Origin of the sequence: Ornithinimicrobium faecis (assembly GCF_023923225.1) — a bacterium.
Classification (GTDB): domain Bacteria; phylum Actinomycetota; class Actinomycetes; order Actinomycetales; family Dermatophilaceae; genus Ornithinicoccus; species Ornithinicoccus faecis.
On record NZ_CP099489.1, the window covers coordinates 3,599,799 to 3,624,221 of the forward strand.

The 24,423-nt window shown below is 68.5% G+C and carries 28 protein-coding genes; 17 read left to right on the forward strand and 11 right to left on the reverse strand.

Annotated features, from left to right (window positions below; genetic code table 11):
- Window positions 1–37: 37 nt before the first annotated feature.
- A complete protein-coding gene (locus tag NF556_RS16730; RefSeq protein ID WP_252592168.1) occupies window positions 38–349 on the forward strand; it encodes a hypothetical protein in 312 nt (103 codons plus the stop codon).
- An 87-nt stretch (window positions 350–436) separates the two neighbouring features.
- Here NF556_RS16730 and NF556_RS16735 read toward each other — a convergent pair whose 3' ends face one another.
- From NF556_RS16735 to NF556_RS16750, 4 genes are all read right to left on the reverse strand, one after another.
- Window positions 437–832 carry a hypothetical protein gene (locus NF556_RS16735; protein WP_252592170.1) on the reverse strand — a complete coding sequence of 132 codons (396 nt, stop codon included), beginning with the start codon at window positions 830–832 and terminating at the stop codon, window positions 437–439.
- A 165-nt stretch (window positions 833–997) separates the two neighbouring features.
- Entirely contained in the window at window positions 998–1,576 is a 579-nt protein-coding gene (locus NF556_RS16740) for a peroxidase-related enzyme (RefSeq protein WP_252592172.1), read from the reverse strand.
- Between the two features lie 36 nt (window positions 1,577–1,612).
- Window positions 1,613–2,320 carry a maleylpyruvate isomerase family mycothiol-dependent enzyme gene (locus NF556_RS16745; protein WP_252592174.1) on the reverse strand — a complete coding sequence of 236 codons (708 nt, stop codon included), beginning with the start codon at window positions 2,318–2,320 and terminating at the stop codon, window positions 1,613–1,615.
- Window positions 2,317–3,126 (reverse strand): FadR/GntR family transcriptional regulator, encoded by an 810-nt coding sequence (locus NF556_RS16750; protein ID WP_252595838.1) that lies wholly within the window; start codon window positions 3,124–3,126, stop codon window positions 2,317–2,319. Before NF556_RS16750 ends, NF556_RS16745 begins: the two co-directional genes overlap by 4 nt.
- A gap of 85 nt (window positions 3,127–3,211) precedes the next feature.
- Between NF556_RS16750 and NF556_RS16755 the strand changes: the two genes are divergently transcribed.
- The 7 genes from NF556_RS16755 to NF556_RS21440 all read left to right on the forward strand — a co-directional run bounded on the left by NF556_RS16755 (window position 3,212) and on the right by NF556_RS21440 (window position 11,617).
- Entirely contained in the window at window positions 3,212–4,399 is a 1,188-nt protein-coding gene (locus NF556_RS16755; RefSeq protein WP_252592176.1) for a CaiB/BaiF CoA transferase family protein, read from the forward strand.
- 9 nt (window positions 4,400–4,408) lie between these two features.
- Complete coding sequence (locus NF556_RS16760) at window positions 4,409–5,884, forward strand: acetyl-CoA carboxylase carboxyltransferase subunit alpha/beta (protein WP_252592178.1); 1,476 nt, start codon at window positions 4,409–4,411, stop codon at window positions 5,882–5,884.
- Between the two features lie 121 nt (window positions 5,885–6,005).
- A complete protein-coding gene (gene dctP / locus NF556_RS16765; protein ID WP_252592180.1) occupies window positions 6,006–7,130 on the forward strand; it encodes a TRAP transporter substrate-binding protein DctP in 1,125 nt (374 codons plus the stop codon).
- Entirely contained in the window at window positions 7,127–7,813 is a 687-nt protein-coding gene (locus tag NF556_RS16770; RefSeq protein ID WP_252592182.1) for a TRAP transporter small permease, read from the forward strand. Before dctP ends, NF556_RS16770 begins: the two co-directional genes overlap by 4 nt.
- Entirely contained in the window at window positions 7,810–9,150 is a 1,341-nt protein-coding gene (locus NF556_RS16775) for a TRAP transporter large permease (protein ID WP_252592184.1), read from the forward strand. The genes NF556_RS16770 and NF556_RS16775 overlap by 4 nt, the downstream gene beginning before the upstream one ends.
- Before the next feature lie 69 nt (window positions 9,151–9,219).
- On the forward strand, window positions 9,220–9,792 hold the full coding sequence (locus tag NF556_RS16780; RefSeq protein ID WP_252592186.1) for a dihydrofolate reductase family protein: 573 nt from the start codon (window positions 9,220–9,222) through the stop codon (window positions 9,790–9,792).
- Window positions 9,793–10,057: 265 nt separating this feature from the next.
- Complete coding sequence (locus NF556_RS21440) at window positions 10,058–11,617, forward strand: cell wall-binding repeat-containing protein (protein WP_289781759.1); 1,560 nt, start codon at window positions 10,058–10,060, stop codon at window positions 11,615–11,617.
- Window positions 11,618–11,820: 203 nt separating this feature from the next.
- Here the strand turns inward: NF556_RS21440 and NF556_RS16795 are convergent, their stop codons facing one another.
- The 4 genes from NF556_RS16795 to NF556_RS16810 form a co-directional block, all read right to left on the reverse strand.
- Complete coding sequence (locus NF556_RS16795) at window positions 11,821–12,243, reverse strand: excisionase family DNA-binding protein (RefSeq protein ID WP_252592188.1); 423 nt, start codon at window positions 12,241–12,243, stop codon at window positions 11,821–11,823.
- A 129-nt stretch (window positions 12,244–12,372) separates the two neighbouring features.
- Entirely contained in the window at window positions 12,373–13,146 is a 774-nt protein-coding gene (locus NF556_RS16800) for an MBL fold metallo-hydrolase (RefSeq protein WP_306270456.1), read from the reverse strand.
- The gene (gene murI, locus NF556_RS16805; RefSeq protein ID WP_252592190.1) at window positions 13,143–13,970 is read right to left on the reverse strand and encodes a glutamate racemase; all 828 of its coding nucleotides are present in this window, start codon (window positions 13,968–13,970) and stop codon (window positions 13,143–13,145) included. The genes NF556_RS16800 and murI overlap by 4 nt, the downstream gene beginning before the upstream one ends.
- Window positions 13,971–13,979: 9 nt before the next feature.
- Window positions 13,980–14,756 carry a fumarylacetoacetate hydrolase family protein gene (locus tag NF556_RS16810; protein WP_252592192.1) on the reverse strand — a complete coding sequence of 259 codons (777 nt, stop codon included), beginning with the start codon at window positions 14,754–14,756 and terminating at the stop codon, window positions 13,980–13,982.
- Between the two features lie 197 nt (window positions 14,757–14,953).
- Here NF556_RS16810 and NF556_RS16815 point away from each other — a divergent pair, with 197 nt between their 5' ends.
- The 7 genes from NF556_RS16815 (at window position 14,954) to NF556_RS16845 (ending at window position 21,135) form a co-directional block, all read left to right on the forward strand.
- Complete coding sequence (locus NF556_RS16815) at window positions 14,954–15,157, forward strand: type II toxin-antitoxin system Y4mF family antitoxin (protein ID WP_252592194.1); 204 nt, start codon at window positions 14,954–14,956, stop codon at window positions 15,155–15,157.
- Window positions 15,158–15,159: 2 nt separating this feature from the next.
- Window positions 15,160–16,389: a type II toxin-antitoxin system HipA family toxin gene (locus NF556_RS16820; protein ID WP_252595841.1), complete on the forward strand. Its 1,230-nt coding sequence runs from the start codon at window positions 15,160–15,162 to the stop codon at window positions 16,387–16,389.
- A 277-nt stretch (window positions 16,390–16,666) separates the two neighbouring features.
- A complete protein-coding gene (locus NF556_RS16825) occupies window positions 16,667–17,932 on the forward strand; it encodes a geranylgeranyl reductase family protein (RefSeq protein WP_252592196.1) in 1,266 nt (421 codons plus the stop codon).
- A 122-nt stretch (window positions 17,933–18,054) separates the two neighbouring features.
- Window positions 18,055–18,426: an ArsR/SmtB family transcription factor gene (locus NF556_RS16830; RefSeq protein ID WP_252592198.1), complete on the forward strand. Its 372-nt coding sequence runs from the start codon at window positions 18,055–18,057 to the stop codon at window positions 18,424–18,426.
- The gene (locus tag NF556_RS16835) at window positions 18,423–18,944 is read left to right on the forward strand and encodes an SRPBCC family protein (protein ID WP_252592200.1); all 522 of its coding nucleotides are present in this window, start codon (window positions 18,423–18,425) and stop codon (window positions 18,942–18,944) included. The genes NF556_RS16830 and NF556_RS16835 overlap by 4 nt, the downstream gene beginning before the upstream one ends.
- Window positions 18,945–18,971: 27 nt before the next feature.
- Complete coding sequence (locus NF556_RS16840) at window positions 18,972–20,207, forward strand: acyl-CoA dehydrogenase family protein (RefSeq protein WP_252592202.1); 1,236 nt, start codon at window positions 18,972–18,974, stop codon at window positions 20,205–20,207.
- 73 nt (window positions 20,208–20,280) lie between these two features.
- Window positions 20,281–21,135, forward strand: coding sequence for a 3-methyladenine DNA glycosylase (locus NF556_RS16845; protein WP_252592204.1), 855 nt, complete (start codon window positions 20,281–20,283; stop codon window positions 21,133–21,135).
- Here the strand turns inward: NF556_RS16845 and NF556_RS16850 are convergent.
- Together NF556_RS16850 and NF556_RS16855 are read right to left on the reverse strand one after the other, a co-directional pair.
- The gene (locus NF556_RS16850) at window positions 21,130–21,543 is read right to left on the reverse strand and encodes a type II toxin-antitoxin system VapC family toxin (RefSeq protein ID WP_252592206.1); all 414 of its coding nucleotides are present in this window, start codon (window positions 21,541–21,543) and stop codon (window positions 21,130–21,132) included. The two genes, NF556_RS16845 and NF556_RS16850, sit on opposite strands and share 6 nt — an antisense overlap.
- Window positions 21,540–21,815 (reverse strand): hypothetical protein, encoded by a 276-nt coding sequence (locus tag NF556_RS16855; RefSeq protein WP_252592208.1) that lies wholly within the window; start codon window positions 21,813–21,815, stop codon window positions 21,540–21,542. Before NF556_RS16855 ends, NF556_RS16850 begins: the two co-directional genes overlap by 4 nt.
- A 65-nt stretch (window positions 21,816–21,880) precedes the next feature.
- Between NF556_RS16855 and NF556_RS16860 the strand changes: the two genes are divergently transcribed.
- Window positions 21,881–22,774, forward strand: a complete 894-nt coding sequence (locus NF556_RS16860; RefSeq protein ID WP_252592210.1) for an inositol monophosphatase family protein — start codon at window positions 21,881–21,883, stop codon at window positions 22,772–22,774.
- A gap of 52 nt (window positions 22,775–22,826) precedes the next feature.
- Window positions 22,827–23,153 (forward strand): TfoX/Sxy family protein, encoded by a 327-nt coding sequence (locus NF556_RS16865; protein WP_252592211.1) that lies wholly within the window; start codon window positions 22,827–22,829, stop codon window positions 23,151–23,153.
- A gap of 98 nt (window positions 23,154–23,251) precedes the next feature.
- Here the strand turns inward: NF556_RS16865 and NF556_RS16870 are convergent, their stop codons facing one another.
- Window positions 23,252–24,415: a WxL protein peptidoglycan domain-containing protein gene (locus NF556_RS16870; protein ID WP_252592213.1), complete on the reverse strand. Its 1,164-nt coding sequence runs from the start codon at window positions 24,413–24,415 to the stop codon at window positions 23,252–23,254.
- Window positions 24,416–24,423 lie beyond the last annotated feature (8 nt).

Here is a 24,423-nt window from a genome sequence, read left to right on the forward strand (position 1 = left end):
TTGCAAGACGTAGACATCGCCAAGCTGAAGGCCTGACATGAAGGAACTTGAGCGAACCCTGGCCGAGGACGGCCTTGCCGCCGAGGACAACAAGGACGCGCCAATTCGCCCGGACACCCGGGTCAGTCGCGGGCATGGCAGATCACGGACACTGCAAGTGCGGCTCAACGACGAGGAGTATGTGGCGCTCGAGGAGCTTGCCACGAGGCGCGGTCTGCCCATCTCAACTCTTGTGCGCAGCCTCCTGCTCCCGCTGCTGACAGCCGAACAGGATGAGCCCGGAGAGGTCATCGAACGGATGCGGCGAGAGCTCGACCTTCTGGCACGACATCTGGGCAGCTCGCGGTAGTCGCCGACATGAAGGGCATGAAGGCTGATCAACACAACACCGCCCGCCCTGCGGAGAGGGCGAGCGGTGCTGGGGGCTGCGATTGGCTCAGCAGGAGTTGGCGTCGAACTCGCCGACGAAGAAGACCAACATGCCCCAGGGCGCCATGGGCTGCTGGGTCTGCCCGGGCTCATAGCAGAGGTCCAGCGTGAACCACTTCCTGGTGATCGACTCATAGGCCGAGGCGTGGACACGAACCGGGTTGTCCCGGCAGTTGTTGTAGCTCTGGTAGCCGAAGTGGAAACCGCACGGCAACGCCTGTGGCGCCACCTCGGTCGGCAACTCCATCGGACTGGTTGCGGTGCTGCCGGTCGGCAGCTGACTCGTTTGCGTGTGCGCTGGCGCCGACTCCAGGCCGGGCGTCGCCGAGGCCGAGGAGGCCCCGATCGCCAGGCCCACGCCAGCGACTGCGGCGGCCGTCTTCATCTTCCAGGAATTCTTCATGCTGAATGCTCCCTTCGAGTGAATGCGTGCGCTCTCCACGTTAGGAACCACAACGTCAACGCACATCACGAAAAGGTAAAAACCTGGGAAGTCTGGTCACCGTGAGGTCATGCAGATGCAGCCCGGACCTGCGCGTGATAGGCATGCCCGCGCGCGCCCGCCACCTCAGGAACGCGCGTGGGAGTGATACTCCTCATTCGGCACGAGACCGATCGCGGTCGCCACCCGGTTGGTCATGTTGAACATGCCAATCACCTGCACCAGCTCCATGATCTGGTGGTCGTCCATGCCGACCTCACGCAGTGGCTCCAGGTCCTCCCGGGTGACCTCGTCCGGCGCCCGGGTGAGGAGCTCGGCATACTCCGCGATCGCACGCTCCCGGGCCGGCAGGTCAGCCTGCCGCCAGTTGACCGCGACGAGGTCGGCGGTCACCGTGTCACCAGTGAACTGCCGCAGCGCGGCGCCGTGCGAGATCGTGCAATAGGTGCACCGGTTGATGCCGCTGACCACGACCGCGACGAGCTCGCGCTCGGCGTTGGTCAGGTGCCCCTCCTTGTTGACCAACAGGTTGAAATAGTTCCACCACGCCAGGAACTGGTCGCCGTTGACGGCCTGCCCCTGGAAGACGTTGGGCACGAAGCCGAACGCTTCCTGCGACTTGTCCCACAGGCGGGTCACGCCCTCGGGCACGTCGTCGCGGCCGGGGACGGAGAGGTAGGAGATCTCGGGAGTCTGGTCAGCCATGTCGTGAGGCTACCGGCACACATCCTCGCGCAGCGCTCAGGCCCAGGCAGGCGGGGGCGGCAGGTCAACCTCGGCGTCAAGACCGTCGCTGTTTCCCCGCGCGAGCCACAGCAGCATCGCCCCAGGACTGCCGATGACCGCGGGCCCACCGCCGCCCAGGGCCATCTGATCCAGTCCGCGCGGTTGCAGCGTCAGGGCCGGGGCGGACCCGCTCGCCTCCCAGGTGCGCACGCCGCGGCGCAGGGTGCGGGCGACCCAGTCGGGGTCCGCGTCCTCGAATGTATAGCCGGCCAGCAGGTCGACATGATGGAAGACCACCTCGAGGGTGCGCATCGCCACAACCTGAGCGCCGGTGACGTCGTTGCCCGTCCGGCTGCGGACGACAGCTGCCCCCGCGGGACCCCGGAGCCCCTCCGCCTGGGCACGGAACCGTTGGGCCGTCGTGCGCACGTCGGCAACGATGTGCTCCAGAGAGCGCTGGGATCCGACCTCAATGTCGTCGCGTCGGGCCTGCTCTGAGGCGTAGGCCTCGCGCTCGCGGCCATCCACGGCCCAGTTCACCAGGTTGCCCAGCGCCTCGGCGTTGCGCGCCAGGTGCGTGAGCACGTGCCGCCGGCTCCAACCTGCGCACAGGGTGTCGTGGTCTGCGTCCTGCTCCGTCAACCGGTCGAGGGTGGCGCCCAGACGAGCGTCCTCGGCGTCGAGCAGGGCGAGATTGTCCGCCGCGCGGTGCGCAGTGCTCATCGGCCGACCGAGCCGGGCTCGTTGCGACCCGCTGGTTCCTTGCGACCCGCTGGTTCTTCACGACCGCCTGCGCCGTCCTCGGGACGCAGGAAGGCCACGTCCGACACGGTCGCGATGTGGCGGGTCATCGCGAGTGAGGCCGCGAGCGGGTCCTGCTCCCGAATCGCCGTGGCGACGGCGCGGTGCTGCTCCAGGGACTCCTCCGGGCGGCCGGGTTGGGACAGAGACTCGATCCGCGTCTCCAGGATGAGCTCGCTGATCTCAGCCATGAGCCGAGCCAGGACCCGGGAGTGTCCGGCCGTGGTCACTGCCGCGTGAAAGGCACGGTCACCCTCGAGGGGGCGCTCCCCGGCTGCGACCTGACGCTCCATGAGCTCCAGCGCCTCGTCGATGGCGCGCAGGTCCTCCGGGGTGGCCCGCCGGGCAGCGAGCGCCGCCAGCTTGGCCTCAAGCGCGGACCGGGCGTCGATGATGTCGGGCAGGCTGTTCTGGTGCTCGCGCACGGCGCTGAGCAGCGCATCGTCCTCGGTCGAGCGGTCCAGGATGACGGCCCCTCCCCCATGGCGGACCTGGACGACGCCCACGACCTCGAGGGCGACCAGCGCCTGGGCGAGCGAGGCCCGGCTGACCTGGAGTGCCTGGGCAAGTTCGCGCTCGGGCGGGAGCTTGTCACCGGCCCCGAGCTTTTCCTCGCGAATGTGCGCCAGGAGCTGCTCCACGATCTGCTCATACAGGCGTGGGCGGGCCACTCGGGAGGGCACGGCACGCTTGACCGCCGGGCTCGCCACGACTGGGTCGGAGTCCATTCTTTCTCGCGGCATGCCCTTCATGTTATTGACAAATGGCTCAGTTGCCTATTGGCTAGTCCACCGAACCACAAAGGAGTGGCGGATGACACAATCTGTGCAGAACGGCGCCCTGTCCGACCTCATCGTGCTGGACCTGACGCGAGCCCTCGCCGGTCCTCACGCGGCGATGATGCTCGCGGACCTCGGTGCCCGTGTCATCAAGGTGGAGGCGCCCGGGCACGGTGATGAGACCCGCACCTGGGGGCCACCGTTCATCGACGGCAGCGACCACGAGGCCGTGTCCAGTTATTTCCTGTCCTGCAACCGCGGCAAGGAGTCGATCGCCCTCGACCTGAAGTCCGACGAGGGCAAGGCACAGCTGACCGAGCTGATCCGGCGCAGCGACGTGCTGCTGGAGAATTTCCGCCCAGGCGTCCTGGACCGCCTCGGCTTCCCCAGCGCGACGTTGTTCGAGCTCAATCCCCGCCTGGTGATGCTCTCCATCACCGGCTTCGGCCACGACGGCCCGGAGGGCAACCGCCCCGGCTATGACCAGATCGCCCAGGGCGAGGCCGGGCTGATGTCGGTCACCGGCTCCGGCCCGGACGACCCGCAGCGCGTGGGGGTCCCGATCGGCGACCTCACCTCGGGCATGTATGGCGCCTATGGCATCCTCGCCGCGCTGCTGGAGCGCGAGCGCACCGGCCGCGGTCAGGTCGTGCGCACCTCGTTGCTCGCCTCCCTGGTCGGCCTCCATGCCTTCCAGGGGACCCGGTGGACCGTGGCGCACGAGGTGCCCCGGGCCCAGGGCAACCACCACCCCTCGATCAGCCCCTACGGCCTGTTCCACTGCCGCGACGGCGCGGTCCAGATCGCCTGTGGCAACGAGACCCACTGGCAGCGCCTGTGCCAGGAGTTCGGCCTGGACCCCGCGACGCCGGGCCTGGCCACGAACCCCGAGCGGGTCACGAATCGCAACGAGGTGATCACCCTGCTGGAGTCGACCTTCGCTGACATCGACCAGGTCGACCTGCTCACCCGTCTCGACACGATCGGCATCCCCGCGGGTCGGGTGCGTGACTTCCAGGAGGTCTATGAGTGGGATCAGACCCGCTCCCAGGGGCTGCTCATCGAGGTGGAGCACCCCACCCTGGGCCCGGTCGAGCTGCCCGGTCCGCCGCTGCGCTTCTTTGACGTCGACGGCGCCGAGACGACCGTGACCGGGCAGGGCAGCCCACCGCTGCTCGATGAGCATGGTGATCAGATCCGCCACTGGCTGGCGCAGGGTTAAGCGGCGTTGATGCCCCGCCTCCCCGCCCTCGAGGTCCTCGCCACCGTGCTGGACCAGGACTCCTTCATCTCCTGGGACCAACCCGTCGAACAACCAAATGCCACAGCGGAGTATGCCGCTCAGCTGGCTCGCGCACGCGAGCGCACTAGTCTTGATGAGGCTGTCGTCACGGGCGAGGGTCGCCTGGCAGGTCGCCGGGTCGCGGCGGTCGCCTCGGAGTTCGGATTCCTCGCCGGCTCGATCGGGTCGGCGGCCGGCGAACGGCTCACCCAGGCGTTCGAGCGGGCCACGCTCGAGGGCCTGCCTATGCTCGCCTCCCCCTCCTCGGGTGGCACCCGGATGCAGGAGGGCACGTCCGCCTTCATCCAGATGGTCAAGATCGGCCAGGCCGTCGCCGCCCACCGACGGGCCGGCCTGCCCTACCTGGTCTATCTGCGCGACCCCACCACGGGAGGTGTCCTGGCCTCGTGGGGCTCCCTGGGCCACCTGACGGTCGCGGAGCCCGGTGCCCTCATCGGCTTCCTGGGCCCGCGCGTGCGCGAGGTCATCCTCGGCACTCCGTTCCCCGAGGGGGTGCAGACAGCGGAGAACCTGACGCGGCGCGGCGTCATCGACGGCGTGGTCCCCCTCGAGGGCCTGCGCGAGACCGCGATTGGTGCCCTGGAGGTGCTCACCTCTGCGCAAGAACCACCCGGGGAGCACGTCGCCGACACGGTGGTGACGGACCGCCCAGCCTGGTCCTCGGTCGAGGCCACCCGGCGCAGTGACCGCCCCGGCCTGCGCGAGCTGCTCCAGCACGGCGCCACCAGGTTCATCGCGCTGCGGGGCACCGGGTCGGGCGAGTCCGACCTCACGGTGATCCTGGGGCTGGCCCGCCTCGCGGGTGTCTCGTGTGTCCTGGTCGGTCAGGACCGCCGGGCACAGCAGGACGATTATCTCGGACCGGCGGCCCTACGGGTTGCCCAGCGCGGTTTCGCCCTGGCCGAGGAGCTCGACCTGCCACTGGTCACCGTCATCGACACCCCCGGCGCCGACCTGTCGACCGAGGCCGAGCACGGCGGCATGGCCGGTGAGATCGCCCGCTGCCTGGCCAAGCTCGCCACCGTCGAGGTCCCTGTCGTCTCAGTCATCCTCGGTGAGGGCACCGGCGGCGGCGCCCTGGCCCTGATGCCCGCTGACCGCACGGTCTGCGCCGAGAACGGGTGGATCGCTCCCCTGCCCCCCGAGGGCGCGAGTGCGATCGTCCACCGCGACAGCTCCCAGGCCGCCCAGATGGCCGAGGCCCACCACATCCGGGCCGTCGACCTGCTCGCGCTGGGTGCCGTCGACGAGATCGTGCCGGAGCGCCCCGACGCGGCCGACGAGCCGGAGGCCTTCTGCCAACGGATCCTCGTGGCTACCGCGAGCCACCTGGGCGAGTTGCTCTCCCAGACCCACGAGGCCCGCATGGCCGCCCGCCACAACCGTTACCGACGGATGAGGTGACAGACCTGCCAGCTCAACCAGAGGGCTCCAACCCAGATGACTTCAACCCAGACAACCTCAACGCAGACGACTTCAACGCAAACAAAACCAACCCGATAGTGCTCAATCACGGAGGAAGATCATGATCACGACACGATCCCGCGCCCTCACCGCCGCTCTCGCCCTGGCGACGATGATCGGCATCAGTGCCTGCGCACCCGGCTCCGGCGACGACACGGACAACGGGGGTGACGGCGGCGGTGGTGCAGACACTGGCAACAGCAGTGCTGACGCCGGTGCCGCCGCCGAGGAGTGCACCGACGTCGAGATGAGGCTCTCGCACCAGTGGCCCGAGCCGACCGGTGACGACGGCGACTTCCGCGCGATGGTTGCCCAGAAGTTCGCGGAGGAGGTTGAGGCCGCCACCGACGGCAGTGTCAAGGTGACCGTCTATCCCAACAGCACCCTGTCGTCGGCCACCGAGCAATATGACGCCATGATGGCCGGCTCGATCGACGCCTCCGTCTTCCCGCTCGACTATGCCTCCGGCCGGGTGCCGCAGTGGTCGATCACCCTGATGCCAGCCATGGTGCAGAGCCACGAGGAGGCCCAGGCCTGGGACCAGGCAGAGATCGGGCAGGCCGTGCGCGACAACATGCACGAGAACGGCCTGACCTTGCTGACCAACGTCTGGAACGCCGGTGCCATCGGCGTGAAGGGCGACCCCGTCCTGGTCCCGGAGGACATCCCGGGAGGCATGACCATGCGGGCCGCGGGCTCCTATGTCGAGCACATGCTCGAGGCCGCTGGCGCGGGCATCACGTCCCTGCCCAGCTCGGAGATCTACACCGCCATGCAGACCGGCGTCCTGGACGCGGCTGTGACCTCCACCGGTTCCTTCGCGTCCTATCACCTCCAGGAGCAGGTGACGTCCTACACCTCACCGACGACGCACACGTTCTGGTTCATGTATGAGCCGCTCGTGATGACCAACGAGGCCTTCGGCAAGCTGTGCGCCGACCAGCAGGCGGCGGTGACCGAGGTCGGCGAGGGCCTGCAGGAGTATGCCTACACCGCCTCCGCTGAGGACGACGTGCGGGTCGAGCAGATCTTCAAGGACGCCGGCGTGGAGGTCGTCACCATGACGGACGAGGACTTCCAGGCCTGGCTCCCCCTGGCCAAGGAGCAGTGGGACGCCTACGCCGCGGACGTCGACGGAGGCCAGGAGCTGCTCGACCTCGCGATGAAGCTCCGCGAAGGCCGATGAGTTCCGCCCCTTACGCCGCACCGAAGGCGGAGCACCGGCCACCAGCCATCGTGCGCTGGGTCGGCTGGCTGTGTGAGGCGTCTGGCTGGCTGTCGGCGATCGCGCTGGTGGCAGCCACGCTGATCACCACGCACGCCGTCGTCACCCGGTATTTCTTCAAGCAGCCGACCGTGTGGCAGACGGAGTCCACGATCTATCTGCTGATGCTGGTCACCTTCATCGGTGCTGCCTACGGACTGAAGCACCACGCGCACGTGGGCGTGGACCTGCTGATCAACGCTGCGCCACAACGGCCTCAGCTGATCGGGCGGATCGTCAACGCCTTCCTGTGCCTGGGCGTGGTGCTGGTCGTCATGATCACCTCGTTCCGCAACTGGCAGGAGGCCTATCTGTTTGACTTCCGCTCCCCGACCGCCTTCCGGTTCCCGCTGTGGATCTCCTACGCGATCCTCCCGCTCGGGATGCTGTTCGTCGCGCTCCAACTGGTCGCGATGATCATCGAGGGCGTCATGGGCCTGACCGGCAAGATCCCGATCTCTCAGGTCTCGATGATGCAGGGGACCAGCGAGCTGGCTCAGGTCCAGGCCGACCTCGAGCTGGAGGCAAGCCTGCACGAGGACGAGGCCGGACCACCGGATGACGAGTCGACCAGACGGCCGCGCTCGGGAGAGGAGGACGCATGAGTTCCCTCACCCAGGGCGGGATCATCGGCCTGATGGCGATGGTCCTGTTCCTCACCGGCATGCCGATCGCCTTCGCGCTGGCCATCACCGGGCTCATCTCCATCCTGATCTTCCTGGGACCGGAGCAGCTCGAGCTGTTCGGCAAGATGACCTATGACTCAGTCAACAACTTTGGCCTGTTGGCCATCCCGTTGTTTGTGCTGATGGGCAACCTGTTTGGTGGGTCCAAGGCCAGCACCCAGCTGTTCGAGGCCGGCGAGGCGTGGCTGTCCCGGATCCGCGGCGGGTTGGCGATGAGCTCGGTCGCTGCCTCCACGCTCTTCGCCGCACTGACCGGCTCTAGCGCGGCCACCGCGGCCGCGATCGGCCGGGTGGCCGTGCCCGAGATGGAAAAGCGAGGCTACTCCGACCGGATCGCCACCGGTGCCGTCGCCGCGGGCGGGACCCTCGGCATACTCATCCCGCCGAGCGTGACGCTGATCCTCTATGGCATCGCCGCCGAGCAGTCCATCGGCCAACTGTTTGCCGGCGGCATCCTTCCGGGCGTGATCATCGCGCTGATGTTCTGCATCTGGATCTACATCGCCCAGACGATGGAGGACCGGTCGACCAACAAACACCTCGCGAGCCTGGCCGAGGCACGCAAGGCCCGCCAGGAACGGACCTATAGCTGGGCCTTCCGGTTCATGAGTCTGGGCAAGACGCTGCCCTTCGCGGCGTTGATCGTCCTGGTGCTCGTGGTGCTCTATCGCGGCATCGCGACACCCAGCGAGGCAGCCGCGATCGGTGCCCTGCTCGTGTGGGTCCTGGTCACGGTCATCTATCGGGACCTGACCGGCAAGCAACTGATGAAGGTGCTGTTGGAGTCGACGAACCAGAGCACCATGATCCTGATGATCACGGCGTTCTCCGCAGTGATCGCCACCATCCTGAGCTATCTGCGGGTCCCGCAGGATCTGGCAGCGGCCGTCAGTGAAGCAGACCTGAACAAGTGGGTCGTGCTGCTGCTGATCAACCTGGTGCTGCTGGTGATGGGCTGCTTCCTGCCACCGGTGTCCATCATCGTGATGACCACACCGATCCTGCTGCCGATGATCCTGGCGCAGGGCTTTGACCCGATCTGGTTCGGAGTGGTGATGACGATCAACATGGAGATGGGGCTGATCACGCCTCCGGTGGGGCTGAACCTCTATGTCCTGAAGGGAATCGCACCTCACATTCCCCTCAAGGAGATCCTGTTGGGGTCGCTGCCCTACATCTTCGTGCTGACGATCGCGATCATCTTGTTCTCGGTGTTCCCGGAGATCGTCATGGTCCTGCCCAACATGCTGTATTAGCGGCCCTGACGCAGAACCCACCTGGTCCCTGGCCGATGACTTGTCGGCCAGGGACCAGTCTGTCTGGGCATGCGGACACTCGTCATCACCCAGAACGTCACCGCCGACGGAGCGATCGAGATGCTCGGCGACTGGTTCGACCCTCAGGACCAGACGCCCGACCAGCTCGAGGCCCTGCGCCAGTTCAGCGCGCAGGAGGACGCCCTGCTTCTCGGACGACGCACCTTCGAGGACTTCCGCGGCTTCTGGCCCGAGCAGCAGGACGACAAGACCGGGATCACGGCGATCCTCAACCAGGTGCCGAAGTTTGTCGTGTCCTCCACGCTCGGCGATCCCGGCTGGCGGAACTCGACCGTCCTCGGTGGTGGGGACTGGCTCGAGCAGGTCCGTGCCCTCAAGGCCGCGGACGGCCAGGAGATCGGGGTCACCGGGAGCATCACGTTGTGCCACGCCCTGATCGAGGCAGGGCTCGTCGACGAGTTCCGGCTGTTCGTCTATCCCGTCGTGCAGGGACGCGGACGGCGCCTCTTCCCCGACGGCCACGAGGTGCCTCAACTCGAGCTCCTGGAGGTCCGTGCGTTCTCCAACGGCGTCGCGCTGGTGCGCTACGCCACGAAGCCGAACACCGAGACCAGCCCCTGATTTTTTTACTCACGGTGACGTATTGCGTTGTCCTGCAACCGTTAAAGCAACAGTTGCCTGAACGTTTTACTACCTAGGGATCCTTTGCCTTCCCTAGGGGCGCCACGCCCCGGCGCACCCCTGCCACGGGGACACATTTTTCGTCTGGTAAGAATTAATCACCTCACGCAACGTTGCGTTGGTGCGGTGCAGGTCACGGGGGCAGCCTCGGGTGGGTGCACACGTGTGCCCTGTGCCGGTGAAATCGAACAGGGAGAAAATAGATATGCGTGTTCCCAAGCACCTGAACGGCTGGAAGGGCGCCACTCTTGCCGTCACAGCAAGCGCCGCTCTCGTCGTCCCGATGCTCGCCACTGCTGCTGACAGTGACGAAACAATCAATGCCGCCAGCCCAGAGTGGCAGATCATTCCTCGCAACACCGTTGGCAGCCCCTCACTGAACTTCGCCAGCGGCCCCGTTGGTGACAGCGAGGCGCAGCACGCTGGCACCGGCAGCCTGCACATCGCGGTGGACGGCCCGCGCGATGGCGGCGGCTCCACCTCCGCCGAGAAGATGGCCTACGCCATGCCCCTGAATGCGGAGTCGCCCCTCTGGGGCAAGAAGGTGTCCGAGCTCGGAGAGCTCAGCTACTGGGTCTACGACGGCACGGAGGCTCTCGACGGGGCTGCCGCTCTCCCGGGCCTGTCGATCGAGGTGGCTCGCGACGGCATCGCCAACGGTGGCTATGCCTCGTTCGTCTTCCGGCCCGGCAGCTCAGTCCCGGAGGACGGAGAGCAGAACCTCAAGACCTGGGAGCAGTACGACGCCAAGAAGGGCAACTGGCTCAGCACCGGGGGCACCGAATGCCGTCAGGGCTGCACCTGGGACCAACTGACGACGGCCTACCCGAACGCTGCAGTGTGGTATTCCGCCGGCATCTCCAAGGGCCGCGACACCGCGTTCACCGGTGCCGTGGACCTGGTGACCATCGACGGTGTGACCTATGACTTCGAGCCCGGCGGAGGCGTGGGCCCGAAGGGCGAGAAGGGCGACACCGGTCCGCAGGGCGAGCCAGGAGCTCCCGGCGCTCCAGGCGAGGACGGCGTCAAGGGCGACGTTGGCCCGCAGGGCGAGCCTGGCAAGGACGGCGCCCCCGGCGACAAGGGCGACGCTGGTCCGCAGGGTGAGCCCGGCAAGGATGGCGACCCCGGCGACAAGGGTGACAAGGGCGCCAAGGGCGACAAGGGCGAGAAGGGTGACGCTGGTCCCGCAGGCGCCAAGGGTGCAGACGGCAAGGACGGCGCTACCGGGCCGCAGGGCGAGACTGGTCTCACCGGCCCCAAGGGCGACAAGGGTGACGCTGGTCCCGCAGGCGCCAAGGGTGCAGACGGCAAGGACGGCGAGACTGGCCCGAAGGGCGAGACTGGACCCGCTGGCGCAAAGGGCGAGACCGGTCCCGCTGGCGCAAAGGGCGAGACCGGCGCGGTTGGTCCGGCTGGCCCCCAGGGTCCGGCCGGCAACGACGCCAGCCTGATGCCGCCCGTCGAGGGCCCAGACCGGCTCGACGGTGCGAACCGCTACGAGACCTCGGTGGCGATCGCCCAGTTCCGGTTCCCGGAGGGCAGCCCGGTGGTCTACCTGGCGCGTAGCAACGACTTCGCGGACTCGCTCGCGGCCAACAGCCTGCTGGGGCCGATCGTGCTCGTCAAGAGCTGCGACCTGCCCATCGCCGTCAAGGACTACCTCGAGGACACCGAGCCGCAGCGCGTCACCGCACTGGGTGGCGTCGAGGCGATCTGCGACGACGTCCTCAACGATGCGAAGGACGCTGCCGGCATCAGCTAACCCGGCACCTTCGCTTCACCCTTCGGCCCGTCGCGTTCCTACGCGGCGGGCCGAAGGCCTGCACCCTAGAACTCGTGGGCCCGTCCGGGCTCGGTCCGCTCCACCTCACCGGGCCAGTTGCTGGCAGACCTCCAGAACTCGGTTGCTGAACTCGGGGCACTGTGCGCCCGCAGGCGGCGGCAGGGACAGAGCGACCGTGCGCGTCACAGACCGAGTTCATTCTCCAACGCGATGAGCTCCTGCAGCGCCTGCTGCTTCTGCTCAAGGCGAGCCCGACGAACCGCAAGAACATCATCTCGGTCGAGACGGGTATGCGTGCCCACCTTGGTGTGCGACAGTTCCCCGTCAGCAACCATCTTCAGGACCGTTGTGCGGCTCACCCCGATCAGTTCTGCAGCCACAGTTGTCGTCAACTGTCCCGGGATTGAGCCGATCACCACCTGACCGCCGTCAGCGAGGATCGCCATCGCCCGCTCGAGCAGGTCGGCGAGCTGTCCGGGCAGGCGGATCTCACCGCGCACGTCGGCCCCCTGGCGGTGCTCCTCGATCCAAGCCTTAAACTCCCCCGCCTGGCGAGAAGTCTGCTGGGTGGCGAACAGAGTCTCCTTCGATATTGCTGTTGCCATGACGCACCTCACGCACTCTCGCCCGACTTCGGATGTCCTCTACGACCGAGGACTACCCGTGCAACTATGACCGCAACAACCGTCACTTGCAAGTGACGGTTGTGAGACCTACCAGTGAGCGACCCGTACTTATAACTCGTAGGTGCGCCCCGGCTCGGCAAGCTCCACCTCACCGGGCCAGACCTGCTCAGCCTGCTCTCGGCATACGGCCGGGTCGTTCCAGGGCGGCAGGTGCGTGAGCATCAACCGCTGCACCCCGCCGGCGGCGACGGCAGCCTCGGCGGCGCGGCGCCCGGACAGGTGGATCCCCTCGGCCCGGTCCCGCCCGTCGACGAAACCGCTGTCCGCCAGCACCAGGTCGACGTCGGCCATCAGCGGCAGCAGGGCCGGGCAGGCGTCGGTGTCACCTGTGTAGGCGATGGTGACGGTGCCAACCGAGACGCGATAGCCAAAGGCCTCGACGGGATGGTTGACGGTGATGGGCACGACCCGAAACGGGCCGATCACGAAGTCACGGCGGTCCTGCACCGTCACGAAACGGAAGACGTCGGAGACATCTGTGGCGCCCTGCACCCCGTGTGCTCGGGCGATCCGGTCGGCGGTGCCCGCGGGGCCGTGCACAGGCAACTTTCCCGTGACACGCCCCTGCGGGTGGTGCCGGCGCATCACGTGCAGCCCGGTCAGGTCCAGGCAGTGGTCCGGGTGCAGATGCGAGAGCACGACCGCATCGAGAGCGAGTGGATCCGTGTGCCGTTGCAGGGCCCCGAGAGCACCGCTGCCCAGGTCGAGGACCAGGCTCCAGGTGCGTCCCTTGTGCTCGGCCTGCAGGAGATAGCACGAGGCGGGGCTGTCCGGCCCGGCAACGGAGCCGGAGCAGCCGACGACGGTCAGGCGCAGACTCATGCGCTGCTCACCTCCTCCGCGCGACCCACGAAGGCCCGGCCGACCTGCTCGACCTCAGGGCCGAGGAACCGGCGTGCCAGGGGCGTGAAGCCGGACGGGTCGCCGGTGGTCAGGAAAGCATGCTCGGCCTCGCCCTGACTCTCGGGCCGTAGCGTGTCGGAGTCGGTGAGCGTGCGGAACAGCTCTGCCGCAGTCGCCTCTGCCGACGAGACCAGCGTGACGCCGTCGCCCAGGACATATTGCAGGACCGACCACAGCAGCGGATAGTGCGTGCACCCCAGGATCAGGGTGTCGATCTCGGCCTCGATCAGGGGAGCGAGATATTCGCGCGCGGTCGCCAGCACCTCCGGGCCGCTGGTGACTCCCGCCTCGACGAACTCCACGAACCGCGGGCACGGCTGGCTGATGACCTGCACGTTGGGCGGGGCTGCGGCGAAGGCGTCCAGATAGGCCCGGCTCTGGTGCGTGGCCTGCGTGGAGATCACGCCGACGCGTCCGGTGTGCGTGGCTGCCATCGAGCGCCGCACGGCGGGCCGGATCACCTCGATCACCGGCACGTCATAACGCTCGCGCGCATCGGCGAGCATGGCCGCCGAGGCGGAGTTGCAGGCGATGACCAGAGCCTTCACGCCGTGGTCGACGAGCCGGTCCAGACACTCGAGGGCAAACTCACGCACCTCGGCGATCGGCCGAGGGCCATAGGGCGCTCGAGCGGTGTCGCCGAGATAGAGCACCGACTCGTGCGGCATCTGGTCCATGACCGCCCGGGCCACGGTGAGTCCACCGAAACCCGAGTCAAAGACGCCGACCGGAGAATCCTGCACCGGCAAAGACTATGCCTCCGCGCGGACGAAGGGGTTGCTCATCGACCCGATGCGCTCGACCTCGACCTCGACGCGCTGCCCGGGCTCGACCAGCCCGACGCCGGCCGGGGTGCCCGTCAGCAGCACGTCACCGGGCAGCAGGGTGAACGCTGCCGACGCGACCTCGATGAGGCTGCCGATGCCGTGCACCATGTCCGCGGTCGTGCCATCCTGGCGCACCTCGCCATCCACGCGGCTGATCACGCGCAGGTCGGAGGTGTCCAGCTCGGTCTCGATCCACGGGCCGAGCGGGCAGAAGGTGTCGATGCCCTTGGCGCGCGACCACTGGCTGTCCGACTGCTGCAGATCGCGGGCGGTCACATCGTTGGCCACGGTGTAGCCGAAGATCACGCTGGCCGCGTCTGCGGCCTTGACGTCCTTGCACAGCCGCCCGATCACCACGGCCAGCTCCGCCTCGTAGCTGACCTCCTGGGTGATCGGCGGGATGATCACCGGATCCCCCGGGCCGACGACCGAGGTGTTGGGCTTGAAGAACATCCCGGGCACCTCGGAGACGGAGCCGCCCATCTCCTTGGCGTGATCGACGTAGTTCCGCTGCACCGCAACGATCTTCGACCGCGGGATCACCGGCGCGAGCAGGCGCACATCCTCGATGTCGTACTTCTCGCCGGTGAGCTCGATCTTGGTGTAGAGCGGGTCGCCGGTGATCGAGACGATCCGCTTGCCCTCCCCATCAACCAGGCCGAACTCGGGGTCTTCTCCTGTGGTGAACCTGCAGATGCGCATGCGGACAAGGGTATGCCGAGTGCCGGCTCTCCCGGCACCGGCACGATCGCGCCGGTTGACTTCGAAACCCCGACGTTGCGAGGCGGCCGTCTGCCCCACCGGCACGATCGTGCCGATTCCGCTGGATAGGCAGGATCATTCGTGCCAAACTGGGTCGACCGGCACGTTCGTGCCGGTCGACGATCAGAGGAGGCCCCGTGGAGCACTGGCTCAGCACTGTGGTGGCACAGCGGCGCGCTCTCGGCCTGCGACAGGCGGACCTGGCGGCCCTGGCTGGCGTCTCCGAACGTTTCGTTCGCGAGCTCGAGTCCGGCAAGACCAGTGTCCGGCTCGACAAGTTGGAACCTGTCCTGGAAGCTCTCGGGCTGCGCCTGGTCGTCGCGCCTCGGGAGACGCCGTGACTATGGCCAAGGACGGGCGCACCGACCCGCGGGATGTCCGGGTGGCCCATGTGTTGAAGGACGGCGTGCCAGCGGCCACGCTCGAGCGGGTGGACGGTGGGGTCGCCTTCGCCTACACGGCTGACTATCTTGCTGCCGGGTCGCGGTCGGTGGCCACCACGCTTCCTCTCACTGACGAGCCGGTGCGCACCGTCGCAGGCGCCGTGCCAGCCTTCTTCGCCAACCTCCTGCCGGAGGGGCGACGGCTGAGCGCCCTGCGCAGGTCGATCAAGGCCAGCGCGGACGACGAGTTGTCACTGTTGCTGGCTGTCGGCTCAGACCCGGTGGGCGATGTCCAGGTCGTTGCTGACCCGGACGCCATGGGGGTTGAGGGCGCGGAGGTTGAGGGCGTGGAACCCACCAGCGCCACGGGAGACTTTGCGGACCTCGACTTCGACGACCTCCTCGCCGCTCATGGCATCGGTGACCCGTCGGCACTGGCAGGGGTGCAGGACAAGGTGTCCGGCCGGATGCTGACGGTCCCGCTCGCCCATGAGGGCAGGGCGCACCTGCTGAAGTTCGAGGTGCCCGAGTTCCCGCTCGTCGTGACCAACGAGGACCACTTCCTCCGCGCCGCACGCCACCTGCGGCACCCGGTCGTGAGCGCAGAGGTGGTCCACGACCGGCACGGCCGGGCGGGCCTGCTGGTCACCCGCTTCGACCGGGTCCTTCAGGACGGACAGTTGCGCCGCCTGGCGGTGGAGGACGGCGCCCAGGTCCTCGGTGTGCACCCTGCGGACAAATACTCGGTCTCCATGGAGCAGCTGGCCATCGGCCTGGCCGCGGTGTGCCGCTCACGTCCGCTCGCCCTACAGTCTGTGATCCGACAGGCCCTGCTGGCCTGGCTCACCGGCAACGGCGATCTGCACGCCAAGAACATCTCCACGCTCGGGCGTGAGGACCGCTCCATCGCCCCGATCTATGACATCCCCTCGACCGTGCCCTATGGCGACTCGACCTTCGCGCTGCCACTGTCCGGACGGCGGAACAACCTGAGCACCAAGGCGTTTCGTGCCTTCGGCGCCGAGATCGGTCTCCCGGCGGCAGCCGTGGACCGAGCCATCGAGGAGGTGTTGGCAGCAACCGTTGACGTCATCGATGAGATCGAGGCTGGCGCCATCGGGTGGGACAGCCGGCGTCGCAGGGATCTCACACGCACCCTGCGCCGTCGCCGCCGGGACCTCGAGGCCTGACTGAGGTTGACAGAGGTCGCCGCGGCCATCTGCTGTGACCGGCCCTCGCGCGCTTCCAGGCGTTGACCAGTCCTCGCGCACGTCAGACTTTGACCGGCCCCCGCGAGCATTCAGACAGGTGACGTCAGTCGCGTCGACGAGCACCAAGCCTCTGACCAGCACGTTTGTTCTCGGGGCATCGACGTCGCCTGTTCTTATGCACGGGTGAGGGGCGCACGTGACTGACCTCACGCGCCACCAGGCAGAACAGGCCCACGGTGCTGAGAGAATGGACCGCGTGACTGTTTCTTCCCCTCCGCAACGCACCGACGTCCTCGTCGTGGGTGCCGGACCTGCCGGCTCGGCTGCCGCGGCGTGGGCCGCCCGCGCCGGCCTGGACGTGGTGCTCGCTGATGCGGCGACCTTCCCCCGGGACAAGACCTGCGGCGACGGCCTGACCCCCCGCGCGATCGCCGAGCTGGAGCTGCTCGGTCTGCGCGACTGGCTCAGCACCCACCCGCGCAGCCGCGGCCTGCGGGCGCACGGCTTCGGACAGACCCTGCACCTGGACTGGACGGAGGGCCGCGGGAAGAAGGCCTCAGGCAACCTCCCGGCATACGGCTCGGCAGTGGCCCGCACCGAGCTGGACGATCACCTGCGCACCGTGGCCCTGAAGTCCGGGGCGCTCGGGATCGACGGAGCCCGCGCGATCAGTGTGCGCCAGGAGTCCGGCCGGGTGCGGGCGGTGACTTTCAAGGGCGCCGACGGCACCTTTGAGATCGAGTGCGACCGGCTGATCGTGGCCGACGGCGTGCGCTCGCCCGTCGGCAAGATGCTGGGTCGGGAGTGGCACCGCGACACCGTGTATGCCGTGGCAGCCCGCGCCTATGTCGATTCCACCCGCAGCGACGACGAGTGGATCAGCTCCCACCTCGAGCTGCGCGACCGCGACGGCGAGATGGTCTCGGGATATGGCTGGATCTTCCCGCTCGGCGGCGGCCAGGTGAACGTCGGCGTGGGGACCCTGGCGACGGCCAAGCGACCCGCGGACATCCAGTTGCGCCCCCTGATGCAGTGGTATGCCGAGCAGCGCCAGGCCGACTTTGGAGTCAGCGGCGACCTGCGGATGCCAACCTCCGCGCTGCTGCCGATGGGTGGCGCTGTGTCCGGCGTGGCCGGCCCCAACTGGATGATGATCGGTGACGCAGCCGCCTGCGTGAACCCGCTCAACGGCGAGGGCATCGACTATGGCCTCGAGACCGGGCGGCTCGCGGCGCAGATGCTGACCGACGAGGCCGACTTCTCGACCGCCTGGCCGGCGCTGCTGACCGACCGCTACGGCGAGGCGTTCTCGATCGCCCGGCGATTGGCCGGGCTGGTCACCGTGCCGTGGGTGCTGCCCAAGCTGGGTCCGATCGGCATGCGCTCGCCGGCGATGATGCGCCTGGCCCTGCGCTGGATGGGCAACCTGATCACCGAGGAGGACCGCGACGCCGCGGCCCGGCTGTGGCGGCTGGCCGGCAAGGGCTCGCAGCGTCTGGACGGGCGCCGACCGTTCAGCTGACAAGGTCACCCGCCGCTATCGGCGAATGAGACTCTTCGCGAAACTTGGATAAAGACAGCTTCCCACTCCAGGTTTCGCGCACCTTCTTGACAGATTGGTAACTAATAGGTTACTAATAATCCATGGACCCGTTCGGAGCGATCGCAGACCCGGTGCGGCGCGCACTGCTGCAGCGCCTCGGTCGGGGACCAGCTCGCGTCGTGGACCTCACGGCCGAGCACGAGATCAGCCGACCGGCGATCAGTCGGCACCTGCGGGTCCTCGGCGAGGCGGGCCTGGTGTCCGCCGAGGACGTGGGTCGCGAGCGCCACTATCGGCTGGAGGCTGCGGGCCTGCAGCCAGTGCGGGCCTGGCTTGAGGCTCTTCCAGGCGCCTCGGGCCCGCGGATCCCCGAGCACGCCCTCGACGGTCTTGACCTTGAGGTGCGCCGCACCGGCCGGGACCGCCGAGCGACAGAGCGAGACACCCAACAGACCAAGGAGACCGGATCATGAGCACCCCGACCAACGGCCACGGCACCAGAGCACTCCACGACGACCAGCCCTTCATCGCCTTCACCCGCACCTTTCGGGCCCCGATCGAGCACGTGTGGGCGGCGGTGACGGAGTCGGACCGACTCGCCCGCTGGATCGGCAACTGGACTGGCGACCCCGCTGAGGGTGAGGTGCTGTTCCGCATGCTCTTCGAGGGCGAGGACCACGCCGCGGAGCGCTTCGCCATCACCGACTGCGAGGCACCCAAGCGCCTGCGGATCACCTCCACCATGCCGTTCGACGGGGAGAACCCCCAGATCTGGAACATCCGGCTCGACCTGTCCCAGGACGCCGACGTCACCACCCTCACCTTCGCGCAGAGCGTCCCCGACCCGGCGATGGCCGAGGGGGTCGGCCCCGGCTGGCACTACTACCTGGACCGCCTCGTCGTCGCCGAGGACGGCGCCGACCCGGCCACTGTCGTGTGGGACGACTACTACCCCGCCCTGGCCGAGCACTACCGCGGCACGTTCGCCTGACCCGCACCACGGCATACGCTCGGCATCATGAGCATGCAGCCCAGCCCGATGCCCGAGTCCGCCCGTGACGTCCCCGACGGCAGCGACCTCGGTCGCGCGCTGGGCACCGACTTCTTCGGCCTCGATGACCTGCTCACCGACACCGAGCGCGCCTTGCGCGACGGGGTGCGCCGCTGGTGTGACGAGGAGGTCGTGCCGCGCGCGCCCGACTACTGGGAGGCCGCGGAGTTCCCGCGGGACCTGGTGCCGGGGTATGCCGACACCCGGGTTGCCGGGGCGGCCATCCAGGGCTTCGGTTGCGCGGGCGTGAGCCCGCTGGCCGAGGGGATGATGTGTCTGGAGCTGGCCCGCGGCGACGGCTCGATCGCCACGCTCAACGCCGTCCACTCCGGCCTGGCGATGGCCTCGGTGCACGAGCTGGGCTCCGCTGAGCAGCGTGAGCGGTGGCTGCCGGCGATGGCGCGGGTCGAGCTGCTCGGCGCCGTCGCGCTCACCGAGCCCACGCACGGGTCCGACGTGGTCAGCCTGGAGACCACTGCGCGCCGCGACGGGGACCACTGGGTGCTCGACGGCGCCAAGCGCTGGATCGGCAACGGCTCCGTCTGTGACCTGGCGGTCGTCTGGGCGCGCGATGACGCGGGCGACGTCGGCGGTTTCGTCGTCGAGGCGCCGCAGGAGACGGACGGCTGGGACGCCCAGGTGATCACCGGCAAGATCAGCAATCGCGGTGTGCGGCAGGCACATATCCGCCTCGACGGCGTGCGGGTGCCGGCCGACAACCGACTGGCGGAGGCGCGGACCTTCGCCGACACCAACCGGGTGCTGATGCGCTCTCGCCAGACCGTCGCGTGGGAGGCGGTCGGCCACGCGGTCGGCGCCTATGAGGGTGCGCTGACCTATGCGCTGCGCCGTGAGCAGTTCGGTCGCCCGCTGGCCAGGAACCAGCTGATCCAGGACGGTCTGGCCCGCATGGTCACGCTGATCACCTCGATGCAGCTGATGTGCACCCGGATGTCGCAGTTGCAGGAGCGCGGGGAGTGCACCATCGAGCACGCCGCCATGGCCAAGCTGCACTGCACCGAGGGTGCTCGCGAGGTCGTCGCCATCGCGCGAGACATGCTGGGCGGCAACGGGATCCTGCTCGACCACCACGTGGGGCGGCACTTCGCCGACGTTGAGGCGGTCTACACCTACGAGGGCAGCCGGACCGTCCAGTCACTGCTCGTGGGCCGCGCCGTGACCGGGATGAGCGCCTTCGCCTGACGTCACGCCGCAGCCCGCCCCCACGGTGGTGAGGTTCGCGCCCAACGTGCCCGTCGGCATACCCTCAGACACCGTGCAGGTCCTCCCCGAGCCAGTCTGGCGAGCGCGAGCCGACGCCCACGCGGCGACGGTCGATGCGTTGACCGCCGGTCGCCTCGAGCGCCGCGCGGACGGCCGCAAGCACCCGGTCGAGGACTTCCTGTTCGAGTACTACAACTTCCGCCCGGCCCAGCTGCGCCGCTGGCACCCGGGAGCCGGGGTTGCGCTTGAGGGTGCGGCCGAGCGGGGCGACTGGTCCTGCTATGCGTATGCCGAGGGGCGAGCCTCCCTCGACGTCGCCTCGTTTGTGGCCAAGCGCGAGTCGGCCCTGTTGTTTGTGCGCCGGCTGCTGAGCTCGACGCTGTCGCGGCCGGGGCGGTTCGGCTGCTTCGGGCTGCACGAGTGGGCGATGGTCTATCGCGCCGATGACGAGCAGGTCCGGCACGGCGGCTGGCCCCTGCGGCTGGGCTCCGCCGGGACCGACCAGGTCGTGGAGCAGGCCACCATCACCTGCTCGCACTTTGATGCCTATCGCTTCTTCACCCCGGACGCGGCACCGCTCAACCGGCTCTCGCCCACGCGCGGGGACCAGGTGACGATGGAGCAGCCAGGCTGTCTGCACGGCGGCATGGATGTCTACAAGTGGTGCTTCAAGCTGACGCCGCTGGTGCCCAGTGAGCTGACCCTCGACGCCTTCCGGCTGGCCCTGGAGATCCGCGAGCTCGACATGCGCGCGGCACCCTATGACCTCTCCGAGCTGGGCTATGAGCCGGTGCGGATCGAGACTCCCGCGGGCCGGGCCGAGTATGCCGCTGAGCAGCGTGCCTTCAGCGAGCGCTCCAACGACCTGCGCCGACGCCTGCTGGACGTGCTGCCTGAGCTGTCATAAGCGCCAGTCTTCCGGGCGGACAGCGGTCAGCCCCGGCACCGCGACGAAGTCACGATCCGCCGTGACGAGGCGGTCAAAGCCAGCCACGGTTGCCGTCGCCGCGTGAACGGCGTCCCGGCCCCGCAGCTCGGACCCCTCCAGGAGGGCGAGCATCGCATCCAACACCAGCTCATCGAACGCGTGCACAACGACGCCCCGCCTCAGGGTCGCGGCCTCTGCGAGCACCTGTTGACGCGGCCGGGCACGCATTCGGTGAAAGGTGAACTCCTGGAGCGCCTCGACGCTGACGTGGATCGAGACTCCTGCCTCGTGGCACCTGCTCAGGAACTGGCGAGCGCCCTCGCGCAGCGGGTGCGGGCTCCCCTGCGCCAGCAGGAAGACGGAGGTGTCCACGAAGACCGAGGTCATGAGCCGCCCTTGCGGCTGAGGTGGTCCTCAAACTCATCATGGAGCTCGGCCACCACGTCCTCATCCGGGCCGTCCCCGTCCGGCCCCATGGCGAGGAAATCACCCAGCGCTGCGGACCTGCGTCCGCGCTCCTCGTCCTGCTCGAACCGGACGTCGATCGCCTCGCGGATAACCGCCGCCACACTCCGTCCGCTGCGGCTCGCCTCGGCTGCCACCTGCTCGTAACGGTGCGCGTCGAGCAGCAACTGCAGCCTCTTCTCCATAACCGGCATAACATCAGCATACACATGCATGTGTAGGTTCGTGTGGCGTCGCTGCGGCTGGGCATACTGCCTGCATGGCCATCCCCATGAGCACCGAGACCTTCCTCGCCGACCCGGTCCTTGCTGCGGCGCGGGACGCCGCCCACATCGCCTGCTCGCGCATGGTGCACTGGCGGACCCGCCTGGATGGGGCGGTCGTCAGCGCCAAGGGTGACCCGAACGACCTGGTCACGGTGGCCGACCGGGAGATCGAGGCGCTCGTCACCGGCCACCTCCACCGGCACCGCCCGGACGACGTCGTGATCGGTGAGGAGGGCGTCGCAGCACTGTCGCTCGATGACCTGCCCGGCGGCGCCGAGATCGCCGCCGGACTGCGCGGGTGCGGCGCCGGTGACAGCCCCCGCATCGAGTGGCACGTCGACCCGATCGACGGCACCGTGAACTTTGTCCGGGGCCTGGAGCAGCACTGCTTCTCGATCGGGGCCAGGGACCTGACCACGGGCGAGTGGCTCGCCGGGCTGGTCGCCGCCCCGGCACTGCACAGCGTGTGGTTCGCGCGCGCGGGCCAGGGCGCGTGGCGGACCGGGGCGCTGCCCGGCAGCACCACTCCCGCGCCGCCGTTCGTGCGGTTGGCAGGGACACCGGCTGGGCGCCGCGGACAGGTGGTGGCCACCGGGTTCGGCTACTCCCCCGCGCTGCGAGCCATCCAGCTCACGGCGCTGCCCGAGGTGATGGAGGGCTTCGACGACCTGCGGCGGAGCGGGTCCGCGGCGCTGGATCTGTGTGCGGCGGCCGAGGGGCGGGTCAATGCCTACTTCGAGCGCGACCTGGGCGTCTATGACTGGGCCGCCGGGACTCTCATCGCCGAGGAGGCGGGCCTGGCCGTGCAGCGTCCCAGCGGCCCGGGCGAGCTGACGATCGTCGCCGACACCGCCGACCGCCTGGAGTTCCTGCGCGCCCGAGCCTGACCAGACCAGGTGAGGCTGCGCACTGTCAGTGCGCCTCGGCATACTGACAGACATGGCGTATGACGAGGGGTTGGCCGAGCGGATCCGTCAGGTGCTCGAGGGCGAGACGGGGGTGAGCGAGAAGAAGATGTTCGGCGGGCTGGCGTTCCTGGTCGACGGCAACATGGCGGTCGCTGCGGGAGGTGACGGCGCACTGATGTTCCGGCGTGACCCGGGTCGCGACGACCCGGTGGGTGAACACATCCGGCCCCAGGTCATGGGCGAGCGGGTGATGTCCGGGTGGTTGCACGTCGACGCAGAGGGGGTGGCCAGCGACGACGCGCTGCGCGAGATCGTCGGTCGCGGACTGAGTTTCGCGCGGACCCTGCCGCCGAAATAGACACCCGTCCCAACAGACGAGCAGGCCAACAGACCACCAGCTAACAAACCACGGGCGGGGCGACCGGGTGGCCGCCCCGCCCGTGGTGACTGCGGGAGTTAGGGTTTCGGCGGGTCCGCAGGCGGTTGGTCCGCGCCCGATCCCGCACCGGCACCCGAGGTTGCCGAGGTCTCTGAGGTGCTCGAGGCGCTCGAGGCTTTGTGCTCCTCCAGCTCCTTGCGCATCTCGGCACGCGCCTTGGCCACGGCCTCATCGACCTGCTTGGCGTTCTTCTTCTTGGCGTGCTTGCGCCGCCAGCGGGACCACACCACGAGCAGCACCAGGACCGCGAGGATGATCAGCTCGACCCAGGGCAGCGCCCACGCGTCGGCGGACTCCTGCGTCTGGACGACGGGCAGCACGTTGGCAGAGGTCTGGGGCGCCTCGGGCGTCACCAGGACCTCCTCCGTGACGCGGAACAGCGGCAGCACCCCGTCAACCTGCTCGGAGACGGTGAGCGACTCGCCGGGCAGGATCTCCCCCACCGGATCGAGCGTGACCGTGTGGTCTCCGAGCCCGAAGACCCCGTGACCGCTGATGCTCTGCTCACCGGAGAGGCGGACGTTGCCCGCGTTGTGGACCTCATAGGTCACCGTGGCCGCCCCGGTGGTGAACGGGATCCACGAGCGCTCGTAATTGACGCTGAGGTTGGTCACCTCCAGGGTCGGGTTGATGTCCCCGGCGACCCGCAGATAGATCCGCGAGCCGACCCGGTTGTCGACCAGCACCCGCTGCCCCTCGGCATCGGTGGTCTCCGAGGTAACCGACGCGACGATGCCGCCGGCGTGATCGCCGGGGGTGGCGTCCTGCGGGACCGTCAGGGAGAACGGCACGTTGGCGCTCTCCCCCGCCCCGAGGGTCACCTGCTCGTCGAGACCGACCCACGCGCCGACACCCACGGGCTCGGCGTCCGCCGGTTGCAGGGTGAAGCCGCCGTCGGGGCTGTTGATCGCGTCGTGTGAATAGAGGTGGAAGGTGACCTCCTCGTCGCTGAAGTTGTTCAGCTGAGCAGCATCCTCCACGGTCTGTCCCGGCTCCACCTCCAGGTCCCAGTCTGGGCGGCCGTCGGCGCCGTCCTCACCGGCCGGCTGCACCGACCAGGTGAGGGACGACTCCGGCTCGCCGGTCTGCTGGGCCTGGTCCTCGGCCGCCGCCGCGGGGGTGATCGCCAGTGCGAGACCAGCGATCACCGCCGCGGCTGCTGATAGTGCTCCTCGTGCCATGCCCAGCA